The following is a 10,336-nucleotide window of genomic DNA, read 5'->3' as shown; positions in this document are numbered from 1 at the left end:
CCAGTAAACGACGGCTCCCGCCGCTCCGCGAAAGCGGCATACGCCGCGGCCGCGTCCGCCGTCGCGAAATTGCCCACCTGAGCGCGGGCCTCGTTGGCCAGCGCGTCGCGCAAGGTGCTGTCGGCTCCCTCGTTCAGCAGAGCCTTGGTGTGGGCAATTTCGCGACGGCGGACGCGGCCGCGGCGTATGCCGCTTTCGCGGAGCGGCGGGAGCCGTCGTTTACTGGCCGGTGGGCGCTGTCGAAATCGGAGAAGGAAGCGGAGTAGGGATATGCGGGAAACAGTCATCGTCGAAGCCGTGCGTACAGCGGTGGGGAAGCGCAACGGCGGCCTGTCCGGGATGCACGCCGCCGACCTGTCCGCCGTCGTCCTCAACGAACTCCTGCAACGCACGGGTGTCGACCCGCAGATCATCGACGACGTGGTCTGGGGATGTGTGTCCCAGGTGGGCGACCAGTCGAGCAACATCGGCCGCTACGCGGTGCTGGCGGCCGGATGGCCCGAGACCATCCCCGGGACCACCGTCAACCGGGCGTGCGGCTCCAGTCAGCAGGCGCTCGATTTCGCCGTGCAGGCGGTGATGTCCGGTCAGCAGGACGTCGTCGTCGCCGGCGGTGTTGAGGTCATGAGCCGCGTTCCGCTGGGTTCGGCCAGGGCGACCGGCATGCCGTACGGCCCGAAGGTGCTCGCCCGCTATGACGGCTTCTCCTTCAACCAGGGCCTGTCGGCCGAGATGATCGCCAAGAAGTGGGGATTCTCCCGCACCCGGCTCGACGAGTACTCCGCCCAGTCCCACGAGCGGGCCGCCGCGGCCCAGGACGCCGGCGCGTTCACCGACCAGATCGTGCCGGTGTTCACCGAGGACGAAACGGTCGTTTCCGCCGACGAGGGAATTCGGCGGGGGACCACGGTCGAGAAACTCAGCGGACTCAAGCCGGCCTTCACCGAAGACGGGGTGATCCACGCGGGCAATTCCTCGCAGATCTCCGACGGCGCGGCCGCGCTGCTGGTGACGACGGCGGAGATGGCGGTCGAGTTGGGGCTGACGCCGCTGGTTCGCTACCTGGCCGGGGCGGTGACCGGGGCGGATCCGGTCCTGATGCTCACCGGGCCCATCCCGGCGACCGAGAAGGTGCTGAAGAAGGCCGGCGTAGGCCTCCCAGAAGTGGGCGCCTTCGAGGTGAACGAGGCCTTCGCGCCGGTGCCGCTGGCATGGCTCACCGAAACGGGGGCGGACCCCGGACGGGTCAACCCCCTCGGTGGTGCCATCGCGCTGGGGCACCCGCTGGGCGCTTCCGGTGCGGTGTTGATGACGCGGATGGCTTACCACATGCGCGACAACGGGATTCGCTATGGGCTGCAGACCATGTGCGAAGGCGGCGGCACCGCCAACGCCACCCTGGTCGAGCTCGTGCGGTAGTCCGGCGGCCCAGCCGCAGGCCGAGAAATGGCGCCCTCGGGTGACCCTTGTCACAGCGGGCAAACTAACCTACTGTGTGTTCACTAGGTTGGTTCGGCCCGCCGATCGGTCAAAGGAGTCCGGTGCCCGACGCACGGCGATATGACACGTTGCTCGCGAAAGGCGAGGACCGCAAGCAGCGGATACTCGACGTCGCTCAACGGCTGCTCACCCACAATGGCTGGCGCAGCACCACTCTCGCCCAGATCGCCGGCGAGGCCGGGGTCACCCCCGCAGGATTGCTCCATCACTTCGAGTCCAAGGAGCAGCTGCTGCACGCCGTCCTCGACGCGCGGGATCTCGACGACGACCTCCATGCCGACCGGGCCGGGGATCTGTTTGCCCAGATCGCCCAGGTCGCCGATCGGTTCAACCGGGCACCCGAGCTGGTCGGAACGTTCACCGTGCTGCTGGTCGAAAACATCCTTCCCGACGCTCCGCTACACGACCGGATGCTGGCCCGGCATCGCGCCGCGACCGACATCGTCGCCGACCTGATCCGCCGCGGGCAGGCGGATGGCCGGTACCGCAGAGACATCGACCCCGCCGTCAAGGCAGTGGAAATACTCGCCTTCGTCCACGGAATGGAAACCACATGGTTGCTCGATCCATCGATACCGCTAACCGAGGTGTTCAAGCAGTACGCCGAGACTCTGGCGCGAGACTTCGCCCCGTAGAAGAGCGTCGCGAGGACATGAGATATCGGCTCGACGTGGTCGCCGCCACCGTCGTCGACGTGGTGCGGTTCGCCGGCGGCTGGCTTTTCGACCGGGCGATGGCCGGGTGGGACGTCACCGTGCTCCTGGCGGACCTGGCCGACAACGCCGACGACCGGCCGCTGCAGATCCTTGGCGCGCGTGTGGTCGATCTGGAAGACGCGTTGGCGGCGGTGCAGTCTCGTCCTCGTCCTCAGGCCCTGGCGGCGGCGGCGGACTTGTTCGGCTGCGACCCGCGGGTGCGGCAAGGGGTGTTGCAGGCCCTTGATCACGGCGTCACCGAGGTCACGCTGTGGGGGGAGAACTGGCCGGCCGAGCTCGACGAGAGTGTCGGCCTTGTGCAGCACCGGTTGAGCATGGCCGCCCACACGTTCAAAGCCCAGGCCCTGGCCGCCGCCGCGGTGCGCCACGGCTCGATCGGTCACGTGGAGACCTTCCGCAGCGGGCTGCTGGCCTGGCCATCGGTCGCCGCGGATCTGGTTCCCGCCAGCTAACGCCGCATACCGCCCCCTCGCACCCTCGGCGACCGCCGACCCCTCGTTGACGACCAACCAGGCCGTGTGGAAATGTAATGCTCATCTGCGAGAGGCACGTTCTCGCTAGCCGAGATTCAAGGAGCGGGAGATGCCGAACGAATTCTCCGAGTTGGACTTCTTCCGCGGCAGCGAGCTGATCGAAGACCCGTACCCCTATTACGAGGCGCTGCGCCGGCAGTGCCCCGTCACGCGGGAGAGCCATCACGACGTCACGATGATCACCGGTTGGGACGAGGCGTGCACGGTGCTCAACGACGCCGAGACGTGGTCCTCATGCGTCTCCGTCACCGGCCCGTTTCCCGGCTTCCCGGTACCGCTGGAGGGTGACGACGTCACCGAGCTGATCGAGAAACACCGCGACGAATTGCCGTTCAGCGACCAGCTGCCCACCCTCGATCCCCCAACCCACACCAACCACCGCTCGCTGCTCATGCGGCTGATCACCCCGAAGCGCCTCAAGGAAAACGAGGACGCCATGTGGGTGCTCGCCGACCAGGTGCTCGACACGTTCCTGGCGCCCGGCCGCGGCGACTGGATCAAGGGCTTCGCCGGCCCCTTCACGCTGCTGGTCATCGCCGATTTGCTCGGCGTGCCCGAGGAGGATCGCGACAAGTTCGTCAAGGGCATCCGCGACCACTCGGGCGGCGGCGTCGGGGGCACCAAGGGCTCACTGGCGCACAGCCCGCTGGAATTCCTCTACGGTCTCTTCTCCGACTACGTCATCGACCGCCGGCGCGAGCCCCGCGACGATGTGCTGACCGGCCTGGCCACTGCCACCTACCCGGACGGCTCGACCCCCGACGTGGAGGACGTGGCGCGGGTGGCCAGCAACGTCTTTTCGGCGGGCCAGGAGACCACCGTGCGGTTGCTGGGCGCGGCGTTGCAGACGTTGGGGGAGCGGCCCGACATCCAGGCGCAGTTGCGCAAGGACCGCAGCCTGATCCCCAACTTCATCGAAGAGTCGTTGCGCCACGAGAGCCCGGTCAAGGGCGACTTCCGATTGAATCGGGTGCCCGCCAACGTCGGCGGCGTCGACCTGCCCGCGGGCACCACCGTCATGGTTGTCCAAGCGGCCGCCAACCGTGATCCCCGCCGGTTCGACGACCCCGCCACCTTCGACCCTGCCCGCAAGAATGCCCGCCAGCACATCTCGTTCGGGCGCGGTATCCACAGCTGCCCCGGCGCGCCGCTGGCGCGCGCCGAAACCCGGGTGGCGATCGAGCGCCTGCTCGACCGGACGTCTGACATCAGGATCAACGAAGACATGCACGGCCCGGCGAATGACCGCCGCTACCAATACGTTCCGACGTACATCCTGCGCGGCCTGACGGAACTGCACCTGGAGTTCACGCCGGCATGAAAGTCACAGTCGACGACCAGCGCTGTCGCGGTCACGGCGTCTGCACGACGCTGTGCCCGGAGGTGTTCAGCCTCACCGACGACGGTTACGCGGAGGCGATACCATCCGACGTCCCAACGGAATTCGAGGCCGCCACCCAAGAGGCCATCGAGTGCTGCCCCGAACAGGCCATCAGCAAAATCTAAGGAGATTCAGTGGCGAAAGGGTACGTCATCCTCACGGAGGCCATCAAGGATCCGGAGGGCATGAAAGCCTATGCGCAGGCCGCTGGTTCGGCCTTGGCCGGTGCCACCATTCTCGCGGTGGACACCGCGCCCAAGGTGATCGAAGGCACCTGGCACGGCGACCAGACCGTCGTGCTCGAATTCGAATCGGTGGACGCGGCGCGCGCGTGGTACGAGTCCGAGGGCTATCAAAAGGCGGCGAAACTGCGGCAGGCGGCGGCCGACTGCAACGCCGTCATCATCGCCGGTTTCTGACCCGCTACTCGCCCACGATCGAGATGGCCTGCCGGGGGCATTGACGAACGGCCTCGCGCACGTCGGCCTCATTCTCCGGGGTGACCTCCTCCTGCAAGACGGTCAGCATGTCGTCGTCACCGAGGAGAAAGATCTCGGGATTGATGCCCATGCAGACACCATTGCTCTCGCAGAGCCCCCAATCGACTTCAATTTTCTTCGTCACGGCAACAACCCCCTTACCGAAGCACCTTGACGGGCACGTTCTTCCAGCCCGCGACGTTTTGCATGTTCACCCGTTTGCACCCCGCCCAGTCCACCTCGTAGCGCGGCATGAAGTCGAGGAGCCGCTCGAGCGCGATCCTGCTTTCCAGGCGGGCCAGCGCGGCGCCGAGGCAGCTGTGGATTCCGTATCCGAGACCGAGATGCTGTGCCTCGGTCTGGTCACGCTCGATGTCGAACGTGTCGGCGTCGGTGAAGGCCTCCGGATCGCGGTTCGCCGCTGCGCCGCAAAGGAACACCGGCTTGCCCGGGGGAATTACGCCACCACTGACGTGCGCCTCCCTGAGGGTGTAGCGGACGTTGTACTGCACCGGACCCTCGTAGCGCAGTAGCTCTTCCACCGCCCCCGGGATCTTGTCGCGGTCCTCCTGCAGCTTCTGCCACTGGTCGGGGTTGCGGGCGAAGATCACCGCCGCGTTGCCCATCAGTTTGGTGACGGTCTCGGCGCCCGCGCCGCCCAGCAGCGTTGCGAATCCGCAGATCTCGATGTCGTCGAGCTTGCGCAGCTGGCCGTCTTCGCTCGGGATCTCGGCCGCGATCAGCCGGCTGATCATGTCGTCCTGCGGTTCCTGGCGCCGCTCCTGAACCAGGCTGAAGTAGTACATCGCCGTGTCGATGTTGGCCTGCATGCCGGCTTCGCTGATCTCGATCTGACCCGGTTCGTGGGAAAGGCTGGTGTCGATCCAGTGGCGCACCTGCTGGCGGTATTCCTCCGGCACCCCGGCCATCCGGGTGATGACTTCCACCGGGAACGGCCCGGAGAAGTCCTGCACGACGTCGAAGTTGTCAGGGTCGGCGGCGCCCAGGTACTTGTCGATCACCTCGACGATCGTCTCGCGCTGGGACTGGATGGCACGCGGGGTGAACGCCTTGTTGAGCAGACTGCGCATGTGGCGGTGCTCCGGCGGATCCATGAAGATGATCGACTTCTGCTCGGGGGCTATGCCCCGGCGCACCATCGCCAGGTCGCAACCGCGCGCCGAGGAATAGGTCTCGAAGTCCTTGAACGCGGCCGCGACGTCCTCGTGGCGGGTCAGCGCGTAGAAGTCCTCTTTTTCGTCGTAGTACAGCGGCGCTTCCTCGCGCATCCGTCGATAGGTGTCGAACGGGTTATTGAAGTAGTCCTCGGAGTACGGATCGAAGACGACCTTCGGTTTTGTCACTGAATCCTCCTCAGCGGCGAGGGCGGGCTGAAACCTTTACAGCGGAGTCGTTCACTGTAACGGTAACGGTAATACCTTCGTGACGAACCGGAAAGACCGAAACACGGGCATCTCAACCCGTCTTCGCGGCGTTCGTGGCGTTGATGGCGTCGTCGAGTGTGCCCAGGTCGATGCGGAGTTCATCGCTGATGTTGCGCACCACCGTCACGTCCTTGCTGACGAATTCGCCGGCGACCTCGATGAACGACTCGACGGAGCCGCCCGCCGCCGCCAGGCTCAAGACGCGGCTGCTCGCGCTGCCGTGCCCCAGGGCGGTCAGCAGCGTCGACTCCGGCACGCCCAGCTGCTCGCCAAGCCTGATCGATTCCGCGAGCAGCCCGATCTGCGCCGCGAACAAGGCTTGTTGACCAGCTTCACCTTTTGTCCGGTTCCGGTGGGCCCGACGTGCAAGACGGGATCGCCGTAGCAGTCCAGCACCGGCCGCACCCGCTTCACCGCATCGTCGGTGCCACCCACGAAGAGGGTGAGCCGGCCGGCCGCGATGTCGTGCGGGCCCCCGCTGACCGCCGCATCGATGACGTCGACGCAATCGGCGCGTGCGGCCAGGGCATCGATTGTCTTCGGGCTGGCGGTGGTGTGCACCACCAGCGCCGAACCGGGCGGCATGGCGGAGAGCAACCCGGCGTCCAGGCATACCTCCCACACCTGTTCGTCGCTGAACACGCAGAGCACCACGACGTCGGCCCGCGCACCCGCCTCGGCGACCTCGTGGACCGCCCGGGCGCCGAGCTGCTCGAGATCGCCCCGCCTGTCCGCGGTCCGGCCCACGGCCCGGACCTCGTGCCCGGCAGCTATCAGACGGGCCACCATAGGGCGGCCCATCCGGCCCGCGCCGACGAACCCGACCCTCACCGCGGATGGTCCATTAGCGCCAGCGCGGCGTCGGCCGCATCCAGCACGGCACCGCCGCTCACCCCGGCTCGTTCGGCCAGGTCCACCACCAGGCGGACGTCCTTTTGCAGCAACGTCCCGGCCACCCCGGCAAGCCGGTCCAACCCGCCGATGCCGCCAAGGGCGTTGAGCGCGAAGCTATTCCCGCTGCTGCGAGAGACGACTTCGGCAAGGCGGTCCGGGTCGACGCCGAGGGCACCCGCCAGCGACAGCGCGGTGGCCGCAGTGGCCAGGTGGGCGGTGAACATCAGGTTGTTGAGCAGCTTGGTGGTTTGACCGGAACCCAGCTCGCCGAGGTGGACGATCGGATCGGCATACGTGGCGAAGACCGGCCGGCAACGCTCGACGACGTCGGCGTCGCCCCCGACCATCACCAGCAGGCGCCCTTCGGACGCCGCCGGCCCCCCGCCGCTCACGGGCGCGTCGATCACCGAAATGCCCTTGGCGGCATCCTTGTCCGCCAGTTCGCGGCAGGTGTTGGGATGCACGGTGCTGTGCACGGCGATCACCCCACCCGGCTCCATCGCCGCCAGCAGCCCGCGCGCACCGCTCGCGATCTCGTCGATGTCGGCGTCGCCCACCACGCACAGGCAAACCAGATCACTGGCCGCGGCGAGGTCGGCCGGCGATTCGGCGATTTTCGCTTCGGTGTCGGTGAACGGCTCGAGGGTTGCGGGTCTGCGCGCCCACAGCGTCGTCTCGTAGCCGGCCTCGATGATCCGCCGCGCCATGGGGCCGCCCTGGCTGCCCAGGCCGATGAATCCCACCCGCATCAACCGGCCTCCTCTTCGTCCGACGAGGTGGTGGCCAGGCAATCCCCTACAAACGAAAGAACCTCCGCGTGGTAATCCGCAGCGGTGTGGCCGAGGCTGATGTTGTGCCCCGCCCGAAGCTGCCTGTGCAGGGTGAAGCGTGGCGCGGACGAGAACATATCGGTGATCTCTTTTACTGCCGAATCATCGGTCTGCCAAACCTTTTCGTGCTCGGCGATGCTGAAGTGCACCGGCACCCGCACGGCGGGGGCCAGCGTCGGGAAGGTTTGGCGTGCCCAGTCCGAGACCATCTGGTCCTCATACGCCGGGGCCGACGGGGACACCGTCGCGCCGCCGAGTACCTCGGGTGGATACAGGTGCTCCGGGCTCCACAGCAGGTCGCGCATGCCCGGCGGGCGGCGTTCGCGAGTCGCCGTTCTGAGTATTTCCTTGGCCGCGGGGTGATAGTGCCGCCCGGTGCCCGCCAATTCGATGCCGAGCAGATCGGCGCCGCGCTCGTCGGCGGCCATCCGCATCGTCAATTCGCATCCGCCCGAATGGCCCATCACGAATAGACCCGCACCGCTTGGTCGTTCGCCGATGATGCGGTCGACCGCTCCGTAAGCCAGCTTGACACGCTGGTCACCCTCGACCATCGCCTCGGGATAGGGCGCCGAGCTGCCATAGCCAGGCCGGTCGAGGGCCACCACGGTGAATCCCGCTGCCGCGCCGGTCCGTAACAGCGAATATGACGGATGGCCGGGACAGTCGAAATAGATTGCGGTGGTGCCGCCGCCGTGGATCGCCAAGATCACGGCCTTGGGTTCGGGGGCTTCGGCGATCAGCGCCGACATCGGAACTCCGTCGACGATCACCAGCCTGGGCCGCGGCGCGCTCATGTGTCGGCCCGCAGGAGCAGCACTCCGCTGGGCGTCAGGCCGCCGCTGCTGACCACGCCAACCCGTGCGCCGGCGACCTGGCGCTCGCCGGCCTCCCCGCGCAACTGGCTGACGGCCTCGTGAACCAGCCCCATGCCGTGGGTGCGGCCGTGCGAAAGCTGGCCGCCGTGCGTGTTGAGCGGCAGCTGCCCGTCGCGGGCGATGTTCTTGCCGCCGTCGAGGAAGTCTTTGGCCTCGCCGATCCCGCAGAACCCCAGCGCCTCGATCCAGGACAGGCAGTTCATGGTGAAGCCGTCGTAGAGCTCGGCGACGTCGACGTCGACGGGCCGCAGCGAGGTGCGGGTCCACACGTGCGCGGCCTGGCCCAGCACCTGCGGCTCATGGGTCAAAGTGCTTTGGTCCCAGTCGATTCGCTCGACGATCTGCGTACCCACCGCCTCCACCAGCACCGGGGGCTTGGCCAGGTCGCGGGCGGCGTCGATGGCGGAGACGATCACCGCTATGGCGCCGTCGCAGGGCACGTCGCAGTCATAGAGGCCGAAGGGTGTGGTGATCGGTCGCGCGTTCAGATAGTCGTCCATCGTCATGGGGGACCGGTAGATGGCGGTGGGGTTGAGCTCGGCGTTGGCCCGCTGATTCAACGCGATCCAGCCCAGGGTCTCCTTGGTGGTGCCGTAACGGTGAAAGTGCCGCTGCGCGTTCATGGCCAAGGTGTGGGCCGCCGACGTGGCGCCGAACGGCATCTGCCAGCCCGACATCCGGCCCATCGAAGGGCTGATCTTGCCCTGCTTCATCAGCTCGCCATTAGTCGCTTCCCACAGCGTCCGGAAGCAGAGCACGTGGCGGGCCAGGCCGCAGGCGACCGCCTGCATGGCGGCGATCACCGATCCGCCCGGGCCGAACGTCTCCATGGCGCCGTTGTGCCACGTTGGCCGGATGCCGAGCGCCGCTTCCAGCGCGGTGACGCCGCCTTCTCCGAAGCCGCCGACGTTGATGGCGCCCGGGTAGGTGGACAGGCCGTCGATGTCCGCATACGTCAGGCCGGCGTCGGCGATTGCCGCTTCGCAGGCTTGCACCGTCAGCGCCAGCGGCAGCTGCATCAGCCGGCGCCCGATCGGCGACATGCCGATCCCGGTGAGCGCGACCTTGTCCTCGAACTTCTCGACGGTCAGCATCGGCCGGACGTGTTCGCCGAATCGCTCGGGCGCTATTTCGTCCGTGGGCAGTGGACCGGGTTCCGCGGTCTGCGCCGGTCGGAACAGCGGAAACCACACGTCTTCGACGTGTTCGAAGACGACCTCGACCTGTTGGCCCAGTTCGAGCTGATCGGGCTCGCACTCGATGATGTTGGTGGTCAGCCGAACCCGCGGATCTTCAAAGATCGCCACCTGCGCGATCACATAGGGTGCGACCAATCCGGGCAGGCTGAACCGCTCGTTGATGGTGAAGCCGGCCAGCGTCGCCTTCCCGGAGACCGCCCGCACGCCCATGTCGCGAGATCGGCAGTACCGGCACACCGGTGCCGGCGGATGGATCAGCGACTGGCAAGCATTGCAGTTCTGCAGGCGCAGCTTCCCGTCGGCGCCCGAGGTCCAGAAGAATTCGTTTTCCTGCGTGATCAGGGGCAGCGGGCGTCCCGGTGCAGACACGTCACCTCCGCGAGTCGAACGGTCCCCGAATTGCAGCCTGGTAGGACCGTTATACGAATCGGAGAATTACGTTATCACTCGCGCGTAAGGGTGATCGAGACGGTATCTGCGT

At 67.1% G+C, this 10,336-nt stretch carries 11 protein-coding genes and 2 pseudogenes; 7 read left to right on the top strand and 6 right to left on the bottom strand.

The genetic code is table 11. From position 1 onward, the window contains the following. The 7 genes and pseudogenes from A5773_RS26550 to A5773_RS15605 form a co-directional block, all read left to right on the top strand. Nucleotides 1-266 (top strand): annotated as a pseudogene (locus A5773_RS26550) (hypothetical protein); the annotation flags it as partial. A gap of 4 nt (nucleotides 267-270) precedes the next feature. After that, entirely contained in the window at nucleotides 271-1,419 is a 1,149-nt protein-coding gene (locus A5773_RS15630) for a thiolase family protein (RefSeq protein ID WP_067261206.1), read from the top strand. A gap of 122 nt (nucleotides 1,420-1,541) precedes the next feature. Continuing rightward, nucleotides 1,542-2,135, top strand: a complete 594-nt coding sequence (locus A5773_RS15625; protein WP_067791476.1) for a TetR/AcrR family transcriptional regulator — start codon at nucleotides 1,542-1,544, stop codon at nucleotides 2,133-2,135. A gap of 17 nt (nucleotides 2,136-2,152) precedes the next feature. After that, the gene (locus tag A5773_RS15620) at nucleotides 2,153-2,668 is read left to right on the top strand and encodes a hypothetical protein (RefSeq protein WP_067791474.1); all 516 of its coding nucleotides are present in this window, start codon (nucleotides 2,153-2,155) and stop codon (nucleotides 2,666-2,668) included. A 130-nt stretch (nucleotides 2,669-2,798) separates the two neighbouring features. After that, the gene (locus A5773_RS15615) at nucleotides 2,799-4,070 is read left to right on the top strand and encodes a cytochrome P450 (protein ID WP_067791472.1); all 1,272 of its coding nucleotides are present in this window, start codon (nucleotides 2,799-2,801) and stop codon (nucleotides 4,068-4,070) included. Next, a complete protein-coding gene (locus A5773_RS15610; protein WP_046181688.1) occupies nucleotides 4,067-4,255 on the top strand; it encodes a ferredoxin in 189 nt (62 codons plus the stop codon). Before A5773_RS15615 ends, A5773_RS15610 begins: the two co-directional genes overlap by 4 nt. Before the next feature lie 60 nt (nucleotides 4,256-4,315). Then, nucleotides 4,316-4,549 (top strand): DUF1330 domain-containing protein, encoded by a 234-nt coding sequence (locus tag A5773_RS15605; protein ID WP_231989117.1) that lies wholly within the window; start codon nucleotides 4,316-4,318, stop codon nucleotides 4,547-4,549. 4 nt (nucleotides 4,550-4,553) lie between these two features. On the opposite strand, the gene A5773_RS15600 is transcribed toward A5773_RS15605, so the two are convergent. From A5773_RS15600 to A5773_RS15575, 6 genes and pseudogenes are all read right to left on the bottom strand, one after another. Continuing rightward, nucleotides 4,554-4,754: a ferredoxin gene (locus A5773_RS15600; RefSeq protein ID WP_066957765.1), complete on the bottom strand. Its 201-nt coding sequence runs from the start codon at nucleotides 4,752-4,754 to the stop codon at nucleotides 4,554-4,556. Nucleotides 4,755-4,767: 13 nt separating this feature from the next. Further along, entirely contained in the window at nucleotides 4,768-5,973 is a 1,206-nt protein-coding gene (locus tag A5773_RS15595; RefSeq protein WP_066957762.1) for a cytochrome P450, read from the bottom strand. 112 nt (nucleotides 5,974-6,085) lie between these two features. Next, nucleotides 6,086-6,894 (bottom strand): annotated as a pseudogene (locus tag A5773_RS15590) (NAD(P)-dependent oxidoreductase); the annotation flags it as partial. Then, nucleotides 6,882-7,697 carry an NAD(P)-dependent oxidoreductase gene (locus A5773_RS15585; protein WP_067791470.1) on the bottom strand — a complete coding sequence of 272 codons (816 nt, stop codon included), beginning with the start codon at nucleotides 7,695-7,697 and terminating at the stop codon, nucleotides 6,882-6,884. The gene A5773_RS15585 and the pseudogene A5773_RS15590, both read right to left, overlap by 13 nt. Then, the gene (locus tag A5773_RS15580) at nucleotides 7,697-8,575 is read right to left on the bottom strand and encodes an alpha/beta hydrolase (RefSeq protein ID WP_067261196.1); all 879 of its coding nucleotides are present in this window, start codon (nucleotides 8,573-8,575) and stop codon (nucleotides 7,697-7,699) included. The genes A5773_RS15585 and A5773_RS15580 overlap by 1 nt, the downstream gene beginning before the upstream one ends. Further along, complete coding sequence (locus tag A5773_RS15575) at nucleotides 8,572-10,224, bottom strand: OB-fold domain-containing protein (RefSeq protein WP_067261193.1); 1,653 nt, start codon at nucleotides 10,222-10,224, stop codon at nucleotides 8,572-8,574. The genes A5773_RS15580 and A5773_RS15575 overlap by 4 nt, the downstream gene beginning before the upstream one ends. Nucleotides 10,225-10,336: the final 112 nt, after the last annotated feature.

The sequence above is a fragment of the Mycobacterium sp. 852014-52450_SCH5900713 genome (genome assembly GCF_001667075.1).
Taxonomy (GTDB): Bacteria; Actinomycetota; Actinomycetes; order Mycobacteriales; family Mycobacteriaceae; genus Mycobacterium.
Note: the sequence above shows the minus strand (reverse complement) of the source record. Positions and strands in the feature narration are given on the sequence as shown.

Coding starts and splice junctions, on each gene's coding strand:
- A5773_RS15615 (WP_067791472.1), top strand. CDS start 2,799: ATGCCGAACGAATTCTCCGAGTTGGACTTCTTCCGCGGCAGCGAGCTG.
- A5773_RS15585 (WP_067791470.1), bottom strand. CDS start 7,697: ATGCGGGTGGGATTCATCGGCCTGGGCAGCCAGGGCGGCCCCATGGCG.
- A5773_RS15610 (WP_046181688.1), top strand. CDS start 4,067: ATGAAAGTCACAGTCGACGACCAGCGCTGTCGCGGTCACGGCGTCTGC.
- A5773_RS15630 (WP_067261206.1), top strand. CDS start 271: ATGCGGGAAACAGTCATCGTCGAAGCCGTGCGTACAGCGGTGGGGAAG.
- A5773_RS15605 (WP_231989117.1), top strand. CDS start 4,316: ATGAAAGCCTATGCGCAGGCCGCTGGTTCGGCCTTGGCCGGTGCCACC.
- A5773_RS15580 (WP_067261196.1), bottom strand. CDS start 8,575: ATGAGCGCGCCGCGGCCCAGGCTGGTGATCGTCGACGGAGTTCCGATG.
- A5773_RS15620 (WP_067791474.1), top strand. CDS start 2,153: ATGAGATATCGGCTCGACGTGGTCGCCGCCACCGTCGTCGACGTGGTG.